17 protein-coding genes are annotated in these 15,796 nt (G+C 42.1%); 6 read left to right on the forward strand and 11 right to left on the reverse strand.

The window, feature by feature from the left end:
* Together J5I83_RS01710 and J5I83_RS01715 are read left to right on the forward strand one after the other, a co-directional pair.
* Positions 1-221, forward strand: a 221-nt coding sequence (locus J5I83_RS01710; protein ID WP_304052793.1) for a transposase, incomplete at its 5' end; no start/stop codon positions are given.
* Positions 222-236: 15 nt separating this feature from the next.
* Positions 237-515 carry a hypothetical protein gene (locus J5I83_RS01715; RefSeq protein ID WP_304052795.1) on the forward strand — a complete coding sequence of 93 codons (279 nt, stop codon included), beginning with the start codon at positions 237-239 and terminating at the stop codon, positions 513-515.
* 228 nt (positions 516-743) lie between these two features.
* Here the strand turns inward: J5I83_RS01715 and J5I83_RS01720 are convergent, their stop codons facing one another.
* The gene (locus J5I83_RS01720) at positions 744-1,232 is read right to left on the reverse strand and encodes a C40 family peptidase (protein WP_304052796.1); all 489 of its coding nucleotides are present in this window, start codon (positions 1,230-1,232) and stop codon (positions 744-746) included.
* Between the two features lie 476 nt (positions 1,233-1,708).
* Between J5I83_RS01720 and J5I83_RS01725 the strand changes: the two genes are divergently transcribed.
* Both J5I83_RS01725 and J5I83_RS01730 read left to right on the forward strand, forming a co-directional pair.
* A complete protein-coding gene (locus J5I83_RS01725; RefSeq protein WP_304052797.1) occupies positions 1,709-2,464 on the forward strand; it encodes a protein-L-isoaspartate(D-aspartate) O-methyltransferase in 756 nt (251 codons plus the stop codon).
* A 9-nt stretch (positions 2,465-2,473) separates the two neighbouring features.
* Positions 2,474-3,841 carry an APC family permease gene (locus tag J5I83_RS01730; protein ID WP_304052798.1) on the forward strand — a complete coding sequence of 456 codons (1,368 nt, stop codon included), beginning with the start codon at positions 2,474-2,476 and terminating at the stop codon, positions 3,839-3,841.
* A 205-nt stretch (positions 3,842-4,046) separates the two neighbouring features.
* Here the strand turns inward: J5I83_RS01730 and pyrF are convergent, their stop codons facing one another.
* From pyrF to aroA, 6 genes are all read right to left on the reverse strand, one after another.
* The gene (gene pyrF / locus J5I83_RS01735; protein ID WP_304052800.1) at positions 4,047-4,769 is read right to left on the reverse strand and encodes an orotidine-5'-phosphate decarboxylase; all 723 of its coding nucleotides are present in this window, start codon (positions 4,767-4,769) and stop codon (positions 4,047-4,049) included.
* Positions 4,770-4,787: 18 nt separating this feature from the next.
* Positions 4,788-5,075, reverse strand: a complete 288-nt coding sequence (locus J5I83_RS14460; protein ID WP_369683379.1) for a lipopolysaccharide assembly protein LapA domain-containing protein — start codon at positions 5,073-5,075, stop codon at positions 4,788-4,790.
* A gap of 24 nt (positions 5,076-5,099) precedes the next feature.
* A complete protein-coding gene (locus J5I83_RS01740) occupies positions 5,100-5,396 on the reverse strand; it encodes an integration host factor subunit beta (protein ID WP_304052802.1) in 297 nt (98 codons plus the stop codon).
* A 9-nt stretch (positions 5,397-5,405) separates the two neighbouring features.
* Positions 5,406-7,124 (reverse strand): 30S ribosomal protein S1, encoded by a 1,719-nt coding sequence (rpsA, locus tag J5I83_RS01745; RefSeq protein WP_304052804.1) that lies wholly within the window; start codon positions 7,122-7,124, stop codon positions 5,406-5,408.
* A 133-nt stretch (positions 7,125-7,257) separates the two neighbouring features.
* A complete protein-coding gene (cmk, locus tag J5I83_RS01750) occupies positions 7,258-7,929 on the reverse strand; it encodes a (d)CMP kinase (RefSeq protein ID WP_304052806.1) in 672 nt (223 codons plus the stop codon).
* Positions 7,930-7,965: 36 nt separating this feature from the next.
* Entirely contained in the window at positions 7,966-9,267 is a 1,302-nt protein-coding gene (gene aroA / locus J5I83_RS01755) for a 3-phosphoshikimate 1-carboxyvinyltransferase (protein WP_304052808.1), read from the reverse strand.
* Positions 9,268-9,487: 220 nt separating this feature from the next.
* On the opposite strand from aroA, the gene J5I83_RS01760 reads away from it, so the two are divergent.
* The gene (locus J5I83_RS01760) at positions 9,488-9,736 is read left to right on the forward strand and encodes a hypothetical protein (RefSeq protein ID WP_304052810.1); all 249 of its coding nucleotides are present in this window, start codon (positions 9,488-9,490) and stop codon (positions 9,734-9,736) included.
* Positions 9,737-9,884: 148 nt separating this feature from the next.
* On the opposite strand, the gene J5I83_RS01765 is transcribed toward J5I83_RS01760, so the two are convergent.
* The 4 genes from J5I83_RS01765 to J5I83_RS01780 form a co-directional block, all read right to left on the reverse strand.
* On the reverse strand, positions 9,885-12,395 hold the full coding sequence (locus J5I83_RS01765; protein WP_304052812.1) for a DNA topoisomerase III: 2,511 nt from the start codon (positions 12,393-12,395) through the stop codon (positions 9,885-9,887).
* 163 nt (positions 12,396-12,558) lie between these two features.
* Positions 12,559-13,017 (reverse strand): DUF494 domain-containing protein, encoded by a 459-nt coding sequence (locus tag J5I83_RS01770; protein ID WP_304052814.1) that lies wholly within the window; start codon positions 13,015-13,017, stop codon positions 12,559-12,561.
* A 66-nt stretch (positions 13,018-13,083) separates the two neighbouring features.
* Entirely contained in the window at positions 13,084-14,178 is a 1,095-nt protein-coding gene (dprA, locus tag J5I83_RS01775; RefSeq protein ID WP_304052815.1) for a DNA-processing protein DprA, read from the reverse strand.
* A gap of 141 nt (positions 14,179-14,319) precedes the next feature.
* Positions 14,320-15,156 carry a peptidoglycan-binding protein LysM gene (locus tag J5I83_RS01780; RefSeq protein WP_304052816.1) on the reverse strand — a complete coding sequence of 279 codons (837 nt, stop codon included), beginning with the start codon at positions 15,154-15,156 and terminating at the stop codon, positions 14,320-14,322.
* 126 nt (positions 15,157-15,282) lie between these two features.
* Here J5I83_RS01780 and def point away from each other — a divergent pair, with 126 nt between their 5' ends.
* Positions 15,283-15,789: a peptide deformylase gene (def, locus tag J5I83_RS01785; protein WP_304052817.1), complete on the forward strand. Its 507-nt coding sequence runs from the start codon at positions 15,283-15,285 to the stop codon at positions 15,787-15,789.
* Positions 15,790-15,796 lie beyond the last annotated feature (7 nt).

The following is a 15,796-nucleotide window of genomic DNA, read 5'->3' on the forward strand; positions in this document are numbered from 1 at the left end:
GTAAAGGTTGCTACTATGACAACATCTTTGTCGAACGGCTATGGCGCACTGTCAAGTATGAACATCTCTATGCTCAAGCATTCAACAACTTAAAGGAAGTAAGAAGCAGTTTAGTTTGCTGGTTTGACTGGTACGATCAAGAACGCTTTCATCAGGGACTCAACAATCAGACACCCGATGAAGTTTATTATCAAAAACTATCGCGTCAACAAGCCGCCTGAGCTTGATAACATCACATGACAGAGCTTAATTTTCTATCAGGTTGTTCAGTTCAGGGGAGCCACTTCAGTTGTTTAGTATGTATTTATGGCGGCTTGGCTCAATATTTTTTTATTGATTGGTTTCTCAACTGCTGCAAGATGGCTATTGGGTATATGGTGTCAGCAATTGGTGCACTCAATGTGAAGGATTTTGCCAGCTGGCTTGCCTGCTATCGATACGGCAATATTGACCCAGCAAAATTTAAATCCAGTAGTTTATTATGCCTATTGGGATATATATTCTTGGATATTTAGTAGATGATGCGCTTATAGTTGGAGCTGCTGTGATTGCATTGAGTAGTCGTAAACTTGCAGAACATGCAGGCCAGTTACTCAAGTTGATGAGTAGGGTAGTTAATGCTATGGTTGGGAGGGTGCTGCTTCTCTGACCAGAATTATTGGTGTAGTAGCTTTATAGCGCAAAAACCTAATTGTTCGGGTACAAGTTGATGATGCCAGGATGAAACATCTTCTGATCAATTATTAAATTCTAATTGACTGCCAATATCTGGATTTCCAATATGTGTTATCTAATCTAGATATTGTTACTCCTTTAATACTAGATACATGAATAAATTTCTTATCTTCCAGATAAATACCTACGTGATTCGATGATAATGAATTTTTGATTTTGAAAAAAACCAAATCACCTGCTTTTAACTCATTCTTATTTATTTTTTTTCCTGATTTTAATTGTAGATTTGTTGTCCTAGGCAGATTGATACCTAATCCTGACTTATAAACGACATGAACAAACCCTGAACAATCAATTCCATTTTTACTTAAGCCTCCAAGCTTGTAGCGCACTCCCTGCCAATTTTTGTATTTAGCATATAGTATATTCTTTACAAATTGCGAATTTGTTTTATCAGCTGGCTGCTCTTTAAAATTTGCTGCCTTTTTTTCTATTAATCCGCACCCAGTTGCTAAACATGCGTAAATACATAAAATGACAATGTTCTTAATGGACATGTTTTTAATTTATGCTGACATGATATAACGCAGTAAAGTATAGCAAGAAATGTTGTAGACTGAAAATGCTGTTTATTTTAAAGTTTTTTTATTAATAAACGCTTATAAACATATAAATTTTAACGATTAAGAGTTTTATGATATTGCAGTTTCTACAAAGATAATAATCAAAGTAATTTCATTTTTTTGGAATGCCACTTTAAGCAGAAACAGACATTTCTTGATCGTTCAACCTAGATTCCTCCGTTGAGCGGTGATACCCGGAAGGTGAGGGTGGAGATTATGGTAAAGGTCATTATATTCATAATGTTAACAGCAGAATGAGCGCTCAAGCGAATAAGAATCCAGCTTCAACAACGAGTTTGACTAACGATCAAGCTTTACGTATATTTTATGTTAACAATAAAGTGTTTTTATTTTTCTAGGCTGTAGATAAGCTCTTTTTCTGAGCATCATTACCGGGGATCGTATCTCTTATGAACTCTCCAGCTCGCGCGTTGACATCATTACGGATAACCAGCATCATGCTTATCCATTGTCTTGCTGTCATGGCCGGGTGCAGCGGAATTTCTCGTGGGGATTCACTGTTTGCAGATTCTGCGCGCCAGGCTGAACGCGACAGGATGGTGGACGAGCAGATCGTCTCCAGTGGTGTCAAGGACTCTGTTGTTCTTACCGCAATGCGCCGCGTTCCTCGTCACAAGTTTGTTCCTGCCCGCTATTCCACTATTGCCTATCATGACGTTCCTCTTCCGATCAGCCACGGTCAGACCATTTCGCAACCCTCTCTCGTTGCGCTTATGACCGAAAAACTCGCATTACAAGGAGCCAAGAAAGTGCTCGAGATAGGAACCGGCTCCGGATACCAGGCTGCAGTTCTGGCTGAAATTGTGCCCCATGTCTTCACCATTGAAATCATAGAACCCTTGATGACAGAAGCTACGCGCACACTGACAGAGCTTGGTTACCGCAATATCCATACACGTGTTGGCGACGGTTATCAAGGCTGGCCGGAAGAAGCTCCCTTCGACGCTATCATTGTGACTGCTGCGATTGATCATGTGCCGCAACCACTTCTCGATCAACTTGCTGTTGGAGGGCGATTGATTCTGCCGATTGGCCGCTACTACCAGACGCTGGAGCTCTATCGCCGAACGGCAGAAGGCTATGAGCGCAAGATCATCACACTGGTGCGGTTTGTTCCGCTAGTGCGCGAGCAGCAACAAGAGTAGACCATACAAATGGAGAGATTCGAGCGCGATCCGTCTACACTTCCTCGTCATATCGGTTGGTTCACAGCTAGTTGTATTCTTGTCAGCAATGTTGTCGGCACTGGCATATTTACTACCACCGGCTTTATGGCCCGTGATCTCGGTCATCCGGGCTTGATTCTCTCGATTTGGTTTGTGGGGGCGCTGATCGCATTGGCAGGAGCCCTCTCTTATAGTGAGTTGGGTGCGGCCTTTCCGGTTGCCGGCGGAGAATATGTATACCTTCGCAGAGCCTATGGGTCACTCGTCGGCTTCCTTAGCGGATGGACATCCTTCACCATCGGCTTCAGTGCCGCTATTGCAGCAGGGGCAGTGAGCTTTGCTGCTTACTTCCTCCAGCTCCTTCCACTCAATGACGAGAGAGGTTTGCTATCAATGATTTTGGCTTTGGTCCTCTTATGGTCCATGACGGCCTTTCATTTAGCAGGCAGTGGGATAGGGGGAATTCTCCAGCGCAGCCTAACGATATTGAAGGTGGGAGCCATTCTTTTACTCATCGCGGCTGGATTAATAGCCGGTACGGGCGACTGGGCGCAACTCGCTGCGCCGGACACTCATCTTGCCCCTGGCATAGGGCCCTGCATCGTATCGTTGATCTTTGTTCTTTATGCCTATTCTGGCTGGAATACCGCAGCATATCTGGCGGGAGAGATCACCGATCCTGCCCGCACCATCCCGCGGACGATGATTGGCGGCACACTGTTTGTCGCGCTGCTTTATCTCATCCTGAATGGATTCTATTTCTACGCTCTGCCGGTGGCAGAGCTAGCCAAGCCGCCGCTCTTGCCAGTTGCGGATAAAGTTGCACGTGCTTTATTAGGTTTTGAAGCTGGTCAGTTCGTGACCGCCATTCTGTGCTTTTCGATTGCAGGAGCCGTAAGCGCCATGGTATGGGCTGGGCCGCGTATCTACTTTGCCATGGCACAAGATGGTTTGATTCCCGCTATCTTTGCGAACACTTCTGGCAGTCACCAGACGCCGGTCAACGCCATTCTGCTGCAAAGCTTCTGGGCTTCAGCCTTGATTCTATCGGGGAGCTTTGAACAACTGGTGATTTACAGCGGCATTGCATTAATGATTTTCAGTGCACTCGCAGTGGGGGCGGTACCAATTCTGCGTCGACGTGAACCGGACTTGCCTCGTCCTTATCGTACTCCTCTTTACCCATTTGTCCCTGCATTCTATTTGCTGGTGTCAATTGTCATAGTCGGGAGCGTGCTCTATGAGCGACCTGTAGAAAGTGGTATTGGAATCGCAACAATCTTGGCTGGGATGCCGATATTCTTATTCTGGCGTCGGTTATGTGGTAGCAAGGGCCTATCGAAGACTTTAGATTAACAGAAGAGATTTGTTAATCTGGTAAGGTGTTAAGAAACAGCAAGTTAAGTCTGATTATTCTGTCCAAAATGATTCATCGAAGTAATACTTGACTGGAACAGACTGGCTTTACAAGCCGTCCTATTGAAGGAAGATATCGATTGAAAGTAGTCTTTTTAGCGATAGCCGATATTACTACCCCAGCGCTTATTGTCTTTCTCCTAGCCTAAATCTCTAAGTCTGTTATCACTGTGTTCGACACCGCTTCAATCTCATGATTCAATTGCTGTAGACTTAAGAGAGGATCGGGAGATTGTGTAATAGGTCGACCAATTACTAAATAATCAGCGCCATTCCGGATAGCTTCTTGGGGTGTTGCGATGCGCGTTTGATCATTTGCATTACTATTAGGAAGGCGAATTCCTGGTGTTACTAAACAGAAATCTTTTTTAATGATTTTTCTAAGCTGTTGTGCTTCCATGGCAGAGCAAACTACTCCATCAAGACCACAATTGCTAGCAAGTAAGGCAAGGCGTTGCACTATATCGATTGGTTCTTCATGCAAACCTATTTCATGAAGATCACTCTTGTTTAAGCTGGTAAGCAAAGTTACTGCGATTAACTTGGTTTTTTTTGTAGCGAGTGCTTCTTGCGCAGCTATCAACATTTTTTTTCCTCCAAGCGCATGCACATTAATCATCCATACACCTAGTTCTGATGCCGCTCGACAAGCGCCAGCGACAGTATTGGGAATATCGTGATATTTTAAATCAAGAAAAATTTCGAAACCATAAACCATCAATTGTTCTATCAATTGTGGACCGGCAATAGTGAAAAGCTCTTTACCAACTTTTATTCGGCATAAATTCTTATCTAGCCTACTTGCAAATTCTAATGCTTGTTTTTTATTGGGAAAATCAAGGGCAACAATAATACGGGGATTATTCATGCAATAATATTGACAGCATTATAATTTTTTGCGTGATTTTTTGATGATACCGAAAAGATATCCAAGGCTAATGCCTAGTGCAAAAAAGATTAATAAAATGACTACTACTGGAGCCTGCCATTCCAAATCAAAATAATAATGAATAGTGTTTATTTCACTATTTTTTGCTGAGAAACTAAGCAGGAATAAAAAGAGTATTATGTTTATGAGCCAAATAAAAACATACATTATTTCTCCATTCTGGAATGTAAGGATGCTCTTTCCATATAATAAAAAGTTATTTTGATTATAAATCCTAAAGAGCATCCTTCCTGCTTTAATGAAGGTTAATCATGATCCGTCTTTGAATTGAGAATCAACACGTTCACGCATCTTTTTGCCTGCTTTAAAATGCGGAACATATTTTTCCGGCACATGAACCTTTTCGCCGGATTTTGGGTTGCGACCAATACGAGCTGGCCTGTAATTTAAATCAAAACTGCCAAATCCACGAATTTCGATACGCTCTCCTCTGGAAAGACTATTGGCCATGGCATCAAGTATCATTTTGACGGCTAATTCGGTATCTTTTGCCAAGAGCTGGGGGTATCGGGCAGCAAGCTTGGAAATCAATTCAGATTTCGTCATCGATGTCCCTTATTGTTCTTCAGAGTTTTTACTATCCATTTTGGCTTTGAGTAACGCTCCCAGATTGGTAGTGCCTGTACTAGCAGGCGTTTTAGTGCTTACCATCTGCAATGCACTACTTTCCTCATGTTGATCTTTTGCTTTAATGGAAAGATTGATATTGCGATTCTTACGATCAATATTAATGATCATTGCCTCAATCTGATCTCCTTCTTTGAGAAGGGCTCGTATGTCTTCAATTTTGTCACGAGAAACTTCAGAAGCACGCAAATAGCCTTCTACTTCATCAGTTAAAGTAATGACTGCGCCTTTGGCATCAATTGATTTTACAGTACCTTTGACAATGCTATTTTTATCGTGCGCAGCTACATATATAGTAAAAGGATCTCCTTCAAGCTGTTTTATTCCAAGCGAAATGCGTTCTTTTTCAACATCAATTGACAATACAACAGCTTCAACTTCATCGCCTTTTTTGTAATTGCATATTGCTTCTTCTCCAGACTGAGTCCAAGAGAGATCGGATAAATGTACTAAGCCATCAATGTTGCCAGGTAATCCAATAAATACGCCAAAATCAGTAATGGATTTTATTTGTCCAGTGACTTTATCTCCTTTTTCGTGACTCATTGCAAACTCCTCCCATGGATTAGGTTTGCATTGTTTCATTCCAAGCGAGATGCGCCGACGTTCCTCGTCAATCTCAATAATGATGACTTCTACCTCATCACCCAGTTGTACTATTTTTGATGGATAGACATTTTTGTTTGTCCAGTCCATTTCAGAAACATGTACTAATCCTTCAATTCCTTGTTCGATTTCTACAAATGCGCCGTAGTCAGTCAAATTAGTCACTTTACCAAACAGGCGTGTGCCAGGAGGATAACGTCTTGAGAGACCTACCCAAGGATCCTCAGTTAACTGTTTCATGCCTAATGAAACACGATTTTTTTCTTGATCAAACTTAAGCACTTTAGCAGTGACTTCGTCGCCAACATTGATGATCTCTGAAGGATGTTTTACGCGACGCCAAGCTAAATCCGTGATATGGAGTAGTCCATCTATTCCACCTAAATCGACAAATGCGCCGTAGTCGGTAATGTTTTTGACAATACCATGCACGATGGCGCCTTCTTGCAAGTTTGCCAATAAAGATTCCCGGTCTGCTCCTTGTGTTTCTTCTAACACTGCGCGTCTTGATATGACGACGTTATTACGTTTACGATCAAGCTTGATGACTTTGAATTCCATTTCCTTATTTTCATAAGGAGTAGTGTCTTTGACGGGTCGAATATCTACCAGTGAGCCTGGCAAAAATGCACGAATGCCGTTAACCATAGCGGTTAAGCCACCCTTTACTTTGCCATTGACCATGCCGCTGACAATAGTGCCTTTCTCCATGGCTTCTTCCAGATTATGCCACGCATTTAATCGTCGGGCCTTGTCCCTAGATAAACGTGTTTCACCATAGCCATCTTCAAGCGCATCAATCGCAACACTGACAAAATCTCCCGCCTTAGCCTCAATCTCGCCTTTATCATTCTTAAATTCCTCAAGAGGAATATAGCTCTCAGATTTGAGGCCTGCATTAACTACTACAAAGTTATAGTCAACACGCACAATTTCAGCAGTAATTACCTCTCCCACACGCATTTCTTTGCGTGTAAGACTTTCTTCGAACAGTTTGGCAAAATTTTCTGAGGAAGGAGTTACGTTGGAAGCAATAGTCATTATAAAAAAATACCCGATTTTAATTTCATCTCATAAAAAATGAGACGGTTGGTTAGTTAAATAAAAAATTACTTAAATTGGATGAGATAGCTTTATTTCTGTGTATAGAAAATAAAACCGCACCTCATTAAGTTCAGTTTTTGCAGATTTGATCGTACAACCGTAATACCTCGTTCACAGCTTCTTCAATACTGAGCAACGTGGTATCTAGCAATTTTGTATTTACCCCTTGCTTTAAAGGCGAAACATCTCGATTGCTGTCACGCGTATCACGTTCATAAATATCCTGCAATAGGCTTTGGATGTTAGCATTTATTCCTTTCTCTATCAACTGCTTATAGCGTCGTTGTGCTCGCTCTTCAGCGCTGGCAGTGAGAAAAATCTTTAGCGAAGCATCTGGAAATACAACTGAGCCCATATCTCTGCCGTCTGTTACTAAACCCGGTAGTTGACGAAATGCACGTTGGCGCTGTAATAGCGCGTTTCTGACTTTGGGCTGACTGGCAATTATAGAGGCCAGTTTACTGCATGCTTCAGTGCGAATTGCGTCTGAGACATTCTCGCCATTTAAACGAATAGATGAACCATCAAAATTTACATCTAAGTGCAAAGCAATATTTGCTATGGCAGATTCATTAGTGGGTTCAGTATTTGATCTGATTGCTATCAATGCTATCAAACGATAAAGGGCTCCACTATCAAGATAATGGAATGCGAGTTTCTCGGCAACGAGCTGTGCAACGGTGCCTTTACCAGAAGCTGAAGGACCATCGATAGTTATAACTGGAATAGCGCCAGTTTCCATAAAAACCTCTGAATAGAAATGTGAAGATTTGTACCATCAGGAATGAACAATCATCGCAAATTTTTCAAAATAATCCGGGAAGGTTTTAGCAACACAGCTCGGATTATTGATGCGTATCGGTACACCGAGAGCTAGCAGTGAGAAACACATCGCCATACGATGATCATCATAGGTATCGATGACTGCATGGGGAGTGAGCGAGGTGGTGGGTGGGGTAATACGGATAAAATCTTTTCCTTCCTCAACCATGGCCCCAAGCTTACGTAATTCTTTTGCCATTGCTGAAATGCGATCAGTTTCCTTGACTCGCCAACTTGCGATGTTCCTGAGCGTAGTTGTTCCTTTTGCAAATAGTGCCGTCGTAGCCAATGTCATGGCTGCATCGGGAATATGATTGCAATCGAGATCAATTGCTTTCAATTGCTGAGTAGAAGCGTTGCAGATGGGTAAAGAGGATTCGATCCAATTTTTCCCCTTTTTGATATGCGCACCCATTTTTTCTAACGCATCAGCAAACCGGACATCTCCTTGCAAACTTTCTGTACCAACGCCTTCAACGCGTACTGGTCCACCGCCGATAGCGCCTGCAGCCAAAAAATAGGAGGCTGAGGAGGCATCGCCTTCAACCATTATTTCGCCTGGACTATGGTAGGCTTGTGGGCCCGGCAATGTGAAACGCTGCCAATCTTCTTGGATAACTTGAACGCCAAAACGTGCCATTTGTGCCAGTGTAAGTTCAACATATGGTTTTGAAATGAGCGTTCCATTTACGTTAATTGTGCTGGTTTTGCCCGTTAATGGCAATGCCATTAAGAGTCCACTGAGAAATTGACTGGAAACATTGCCCTTGATTGCAATTATTTTGTTATGTATTTCAGCAGGATTAATCTCTAATGGAGGAAATCCTTCATTATTAAGATAAGTAATGCTTGCATTTAATTGGCGTAAGGCATCAACTAAATCAGCAATAGGTCGTTCATGCATGCGTGATACGCCAGACAGCCGATAGTGACCGCCCATTACGGCAAGCACGGCGACAAGGGGGCGAAACGCAGTGCCAGCATTACCCAAAAATAAATCAGCTTGTTTGACTGGGAATTTACCGCTACCACCTTCCACGCTGTAATCATTTTTGCTGATTTGATTGATTTTAATCCCGAGCGTTCCGAGTGCAGTCAGCATTTGTGTCGTATCATCAGAAATCAGTAGATTCCGAACGAATGTTTTACCGTTTGCTAATGCTGCGAGCAAAAGAATCCGGTTGGAAATGCTCTTGGAACCAGGAAGTTGAACGATGCCACGTGCAGCCTTAGTAACAGGAAGATCAAGCCAGTCCATAAGTTTCTAGGAAAGTAAATATTTTATATATCTTCATTTTTTTATGATGAATTTGATTGGCAGAGATAGCTGCAAGATAAGCTAAATGACATCGAGGCAAAACGGAAATTTGCCGTGCCTGCTATAATGAGCAATTTTCTAGAGATACTATACTAGATAAAACTCAAGAGATAAGATTCATTTTAATTAAATTATAACTGATAGATAACGAGGCTGATCCATGGAAGATGATTCTTTAAATTCATTGCTTATTTCTGTTCTGGCTATTCCATTTGTCATTGCAATACAATTCTGGATAAAAGAGCGTAAAGATCGTCGACGTAACAAAGAGGGTGAAGAGGAATTCAAGACCACTCGCCAAGCACTCCTTGCTTTTTTGATAGAAGGCATAGCTGTGGTTGGAGGATTGGCTATCCTTATTGTTGCAACAACTGGCATTGCCAAGTATATTGTCAACACCTATGGTTAATTGCGGCTCAAAAAAAGTTTTTCAGCGCTAAACTGAGTGGATACTGTGCCTGAAAGAAAATTTCGTCGCAGTATTCGCTTCTTCATTTTGAGGGATAGCAAAAATAAGAAAAAGGGGTGATGTACCTTATAGCCATACAGCCGGTTTTCTATGCCTCCTTTTTCTTACCCGCAGACAGTAATAGTTTTGATTTTTTTGAATTTGTAGTCTTTTCTTTTGTGACCTTTTGCTCGAATTCGAACTCAATTTTACCTTCTTTTCCGATTATCAAATAAGCTGAAAACGGTCGTCCTTTTTTTGAGATAAATTTAGTCAACAGATCAGTTTTGCCTGTTTGCAGCAATTTAACGATTTGTTCTTGTTCGATAGGTCGGTTGAGAATAATTTTTCCCGTTTTAAAATCACATGTGTGAGTGGCCCCCACTGCTTTTTCACAAACATAATATACGCCGTGCTCATAGACTGGATTACTGCATTTAGGGCATTTACCAAGAGATTGTTGATTGGAGAAATCGACTGCTTCAGCTTCGTCTGCATCAGCACCACCAAACTCGAATTTCATTTCGAGCGTGTCAGTAAGTTTGATATTGGCATTAAATAAACGCCCCATTTTGCTGCGGAATCCTTGCAAAGGTCCAATTTCACCTTGTGAAATGAGTGTTTCCATTTCTTCCACTTCAAATTGACGTCCAGCTAGAATTTTCCATAGTGCGAAATCACACTGCTGACATTGAAATTTTTTATATGTCTCATGTATCACGCCGCCACATTTAGGACATGGAACCTTGAGTACCGAAAAATCCCCACTGATTGTTTTTCCTCGATGACTTTTCGCTTGCTCAACAATATGCTTCGTCATTTCAGCAATTTTAGTCATGAATGCATCGCGCTTTAATTGACCTTGTTCGATCTGGCGTAATTTGAATTCCCAATCGCCTGTTAATTCTGGGGAGATCAATTCGGGTACTTTTAGACCACGCAATAATGTAATGAGCGAAAAAGCTTTGGCGGTGGGATGTAATTCTCGGCCAATACGTTGCAAGTAATTTTCAGATACGAGACCCTCAATAATGGCTGCACGCGTTGCCGGCGTGCCGAGCCCTTTCGCGCTCATCGCTGCACGTAATTCTTCATCTTCCACCAATTTTCCTGCGCCTTCCATGGCAGATAAGAGCGTTGATTCATTGAATCTTGCTGGTGGCCGAGTTTGACTGGAAATGATTTTGATTTCTTCAGTGATAACTGGTTTATCGGCATTGATCGCAGGTAAGACCGTACCATCATCGTCAGTTACTAGTGATTTACCGTAAACAGCTTGCCATCCAGCATTAATCATGACTCTGCCTTCTGTTTTATATGGCTCACCTTCGACTCGTGTGATACGGGTTGTTACAAGAAATTCTGCGGCAGGGAAGAAGATTGCTAGGAAACGTTTGGTCACCAAATCATAAAGCTTGGTTTCAGCCTCATTGAGCTTCTTCGGTTCAAGTAAAGTTGGAATGATGGCGAAGTGATCGGAAATTTTGGTGTTATTAAAAATACGTTTGTTTGGTTTTACCCAATCAGAATTCAGGATTTGCTTAGCGAACTGGCCATATTGCGTCATCTCGAGTGCATGCAGTGTCTCTTTAACAGTGGCAATGTAATCTTCCGGCAGGGCGCGTGAATCCGTACGTGGATAGGTTAATACCTTATGTTTCTCGTAGAGTGCTTGCGCAAGACCCAATGTTGTTTTAGCGGAGAAGCCAAAGCGGCTATTGGCATCTCGCTGCAAACTTGTAAGATCGTACAACAATGGGCATGTTTCTTTGGCTGGTTTGCTTTCTTCGCTTACTATGCCCGGTTTGCGTTGACATTTGATCTTGATAGATTCTGCTTTGTCTTGGTCCCATATGCGTTCTGCTCTGGCTTCGCTATTGTCTTTATCTTTTGAAAATTTTTCGTCAAACCATTTTCCCTTGTAGGGATCCTTATCAGTCGCAAAAATGGCATGTATTTCCCAATAGTCTTTTGGCACAAATTTTTTGATGGCCTCTTCTCGCTCGACAAGTATGGCCAATGTTGGAGTTTGGACACGTCCAACAGTTGTTTTGTGGAAGCCACCTTCTTGCGAATTAAATGCTGTCATAGCACGTGTACCATTAATCCCAACCAGCCAATCTGATTCGGAACGGCTAACGGCAGCTTCTGCCAATGGCTGCACGTCATTATCATCAAGTAGTTTGGAGAAAGCGTCCCGAATAGCGGCGGGTGTCATGGATTGTAACCATAGGCGTTTAATGGGTTTTTTTGTCCCCGCATGACGGATGATATAGCGAAAAATCAACTCTCCTTCTCGTCCGGCATCACAAGCGTTAATCAGCACATCTACATCTTTTCGATTAATTAGCTTTGTCAGCAATTTCAGCCGTGCAGCTGTTTTCTCGATAGGAATAAGATCAAAGTAGGGGGGGATGACGGGTAAATGATCAAAACTCCACTTGCCTCGCTTAACCTCGTACTCTTCCGGTACTGTCAGCTCCAGTAAATGACCAATCGCCGATGATAAAACATATTCATCGTTTTCAAAATAATCAGTTTCCTTAGTGAAATTACCCAATGCGCGGGCAATATCTGCTGCAACGGAAGGCTTCTCGGCGATGATTAATTTTTTGCTCATGGAGTTTTGACTAGATGACTATTTTTGTCACTTACTGGATTAGGATGCTCAGATTATTGCAGGAAGTCAAAGAATATCTAATGCTCTTTGTTTAAGAGCAAGTACTTCCCGGCAGATTAAGTGCTTGTTTAGAACCAATTTTGATATGATGGATTTTCAATAACTAATGCCGATGTCGCGGATTGCTTGCTATGAATAATTTTTCCAGAACATTGGGGTCAGTTAATTGATTTTGTATCCAAAGATCAAGCAGAACTACAAGCTTAATTTTTTCCAGACTAGAACTATTCCCATTCATTTTGAGAACACGATCAATTAATAATTCTCGTTGGAGTGGGTTGAGAATGCCAGCTTGCTCAAGAAAAAGAATAAACCCACGTCCTTCGTTATCAATCATTTCCATTTCTGAAGGGGTATACCATCGTAGCGAGTCACTTTGGGCAAGTGTGGCTGGATAGTGATCAGTATCACGGGTGGTAAGATCTGATAGCCAATTAAGTGCTTGATTAATTTCATCCTCGCCAAAGCCGGCTATGGTTAATTTGTGTGTTAATGTTGCAGAATCTGGGCAACTTCCTCTATCGAAGTAATTTTCAAATACGTAAATTAAGATTTCGTACATATAGATGCTCTCTTTCACTGTATGCACATGAGTGGATTTTTTATTATTTAGATTTTATCAATGGCATTAACGAATTCTTTGATAGCGTCCGCCAGGCAAACTGGCAATCATTCCATCTAATTCTAACGTCAATAGCATGGCGGATACTGTTTCAGCCGTCAAGCCGCTTCGCGTACAAATGGTGTCAATGTCAGTCACGTCATAGCCCAAATGAGGCAGTAATATTGAATTCTCATGGAAGTCATTCCCATTGATCGTTTCTTTGGTATTTTCAAAGGTCAAAGTGGTCTGACAATTAAGTTCATCCAAGATATCTTGGATATTTTCTATTAATTTGGCGCCTTGTTTAATTAATGCATGACAGCCCTTTGACAAAGGTGAATGGATGGAGCCGGGGATGGCCATCACATCTCGCCCCTGTTCTAATGCTTGTTTCGCTGTGATGAGTGAGCCGCTGTGGAGAGTTGCCTCAACAATCAGGCAGCCAAGACTCATACCACTGATAATTCGGTTGCGACGTGGAAAATTTCTCGCCAATGCAGGCATTCCCAATGGGAATTCTGAAATAAGTGCGCCTTCTTTTGCTAGCAGGTGCGCTAATTCACGGTTTTTTGCAGGATAGACAATATCGAGTCCTGTACCTACCACCGCAACGCTTGCTGCAATACCGCGCAAACCACCTTGATGGGCAGCGGTATCAATCCCTTGTGCCATACCACTCACAATGCAGAATCCTGCATTACTAGCTGCTTCAGCGAATGCGCTCGCATTGGTCATGCCTTGCGGTGTGGCATTACGACTGCCCACTATGGCGAGGGCGGGTGTATTGAGAAGCTTGCGTTGTCCCTTCAGATAAAGCAAGGGGGGAGGATCGGCAATATTCAGCAAGAGCCCAGGGTAATCATGATCTGCCAGTGTAATGATATTGTTAGCAGGATCTTCCAGCCATTTAAGCGCAGTATCGACTTTATTCTTGTCTGCACCTTGATTAATGTTAGAGGCAACTTGCTTTTTTACGAATCGCTCAAGTTGATAGGTATCTGCTGAGAGAATTTTCGCGGGACTGCCAAAAGCAACAAGTAACTTACGAATAGACTCATCGCCTAAACCGTCAATTAAACAGAGATCTAGCCAGGATTCAACATCTGGCGAAACTTTCATGATAAAGAAAAATGCTTATTGTAAATATAAAAAGGAGCATTAGTGCAATCGCTTGAGGGAAAAGGCTATTTGCATAATACATCTGTCGGTAATTTCAATTCGATTTTGATGTGAGCAATTTTAGCTTTGTATCGAGTTTAATCAGGGTGCTTGTACTGCATCCAATACTTTGATTGCTTGAGAACTTTGCGTGACTAATGCATAAGATACTTTATCAAATACCCGGAAAACAAACACTAAGCCGATGCGCTCATCGGGTAGTGCAACGACTTCCCCTTTAGGTGATTTTACTTCACTTTTTCGATAAATGGCGAGGACGTGACCTTCTTTTAAGCCGGCCTGCATACCTTTGTTGAGCGTGATGATAGCATTTTCACCGATCTCGGTGACACCACCATAAACCGAGATAATACGTCCCTTGATGGCAAAATCAGGTGCTTGTGGTACATAATCTGAAAATGTATCGGCAGAGGAACGAATCAAACGATCGCCACTTAATATCTCTTGAACGGAATGTGTCACTTTTACAGTGCTGATCGGGGCATAATTTTTTGCTTCAACATCGCCCAAATAAACCGACTCATAACCGAGGATGCGATTATTGTCATCCGGGTCCATCAATGCCTTGCCCGCACGAAAAACCTGCCATGAAGCACCTTTGTCAGCTGGTAAATCGCGCACATAGATAGTGTCTCCCACGCTTAATATTACCCGGTTGTCACTGGAACCCAATATAACAGGTGCTTTATCAAGGGCATCCTTTTCAATAATCAATGGCTGACTCAGGAAAGGTTTAATCTTGTTAACCGGAATAGTTGGGATGGCGGGCATGCCTAATTTTTCTATGCGCATTTTAGGAAACAATTTTATCGTTGCTTTTTGATCGGGCCCATTATGGCGCAGCTCAATTTCTGCTGCTTTTGCAGTGATACCAGAAAATGCGTTGGTAAGTAAAATCGCAGCTATAATAATCAACATGTGCATAGAGTTAAGCTCTAATATATTAGATATCTTCGTTTGAAAGTGATTCTTTGAGATTGGAATTACTCTCCAAATTTTACGTCTAACAGCAGAATCTGTTGAATCGAATTACGCTAGTTTGCTATGACAATTCTGAAAATATTACAATATCCGGATGAACGGTTGCATAAGGTTGCCGCTCCCATATCAGTCGTTACCGATGAAATTCGTCTGCTGGCTCAAGATATGGCAGAAACGATGTATACCGCAAACGGCATTGGTTTGGCGGCAACTCAGGTGGATGCCCATCAACGTCTCATTGTTATTGATGTTTCTGACACCCGTGATCAGCTTCATGTATTTATTAATCCGGAAATTATTGCGGTGAAGGGAGAATCTGATTACCAGGAAGGGTGTCTGTCAGTACCGGGCATTTTTGAAAAAATAAAACGGGCTGAAAATATAACAATCAGAGCAACAGGACTGGATGGTAATCTGTTCGAACTGGATGCTGATGGATTATTTGCAGTATGTATCCAACACGAAATGGATCATTTGATGGGTAGAGTATTTATAGAGTACTTGTCACAACTCAAACAATCACGGATTCGATCAAAGTTAAAAAAGCGACAGCGCGATGTCAAGCCCTAGTTTGTTT

This window comes from Nitrosomonas communis, assembly GCF_024102715.1.
Lineage (GTDB): Bacteria > Pseudomonadota > Gammaproteobacteria > Burkholderiales > Nitrosomonadaceae > Nitrosomonas > Nitrosomonas communis_B.

Excerpts from the sequence above, each read along its gene's own strand:
- J5I83_RS01715 (WP_304052795.1), top strand. The coding sequence starts at position 237 with ATGACAGAGCTTAATTTTCTATCAGGTTGTTCAGTTCAGGGGAGCCAC.
- J5I83_RS01720 (WP_304052796.1), bottom strand. The coding sequence starts at position 1,232 with ATGTCCATTAAGAACATTGTCATTTTATGTATTTACGCATGTTTAGCA.
- J5I83_RS01725 (WP_304052797.1), top strand. The coding sequence starts at position 1,709 with ATGAACTCTCCAGCTCGCGCGTTGACATCATTACGGATAACCAGCATC.
- J5I83_RS01730 (WP_304052798.1), top strand. The coding sequence starts at position 2,474 with ATGGAGAGATTCGAGCGCGATCCGTCTACACTTCCTCGTCATATCGGT.
- pyrF (WP_304052800.1), bottom strand. The coding sequence starts at position 4,769 with ATGAATAATCCCCGTATTATTGTTGCCCTTGATTTTCCCAATAAAAAA.
- J5I83_RS14460 (WP_369683379.1), bottom strand. The coding sequence starts at position 5,075 with ATGCTCTTTAGGATTTATAATCAAAATAACTTTTTATTATATGGAAAG.
- J5I83_RS01740 (WP_304052802.1), bottom strand. The coding sequence starts at position 5,396 with ATGACGAAATCTGAATTGATTTCCAAGCTTGCTGCCCGATACCCCCAG.
- rpsA (WP_304052804.1), bottom strand. The coding sequence starts at position 7,124 with ATGACTATTGCTTCCAACGTAACTCCTTCCTCAGAAAATTTTGCCAAA.
- cmk (WP_304052806.1), bottom strand. The coding sequence starts at position 7,929 with ATGGAAACTGGCGCTATTCCAGTTATAACTATCGATGGTCCTTCAGCT.
- aroA (WP_304052808.1), bottom strand. The coding sequence starts at position 9,267 with ATGGACTGGCTTGATCTTCCTGTTACTAAGGCTGCACGTGGCATCGTT.
- J5I83_RS01760 (WP_304052810.1), top strand. The coding sequence starts at position 9,488 with ATGGAAGATGATTCTTTAAATTCATTGCTTATTTCTGTTCTGGCTATT.
- J5I83_RS01765 (WP_304052812.1), bottom strand. The coding sequence starts at position 12,395 with ATGAGCAAAAAATTAATCATCGCCGAGAAGCCTTCCGTTGCAGCAGAT.
- J5I83_RS01770 (WP_304052814.1), bottom strand. The coding sequence starts at position 13,017 with ATGTACGAAATCTTAATTTACGTATTTGAAAATTACTTCGATAGAGGA.
- dprA (WP_304052815.1), bottom strand. The coding sequence starts at position 14,178 with ATGAAAGTTTCGCCAGATGTTGAATCCTGGCTAGATCTCTGTTTAATT.
- J5I83_RS01780 (WP_304052816.1), bottom strand. The coding sequence starts at position 15,156 with ATGTTGATTATTATAGCTGCGATTTTACTTACCAACGCATTTTCTGGT.
- def (WP_304052817.1), top strand. The coding sequence starts at position 15,283 with ATGACAATTCTGAAAATATTACAATATCCGGATGAACGGTTGCATAAG.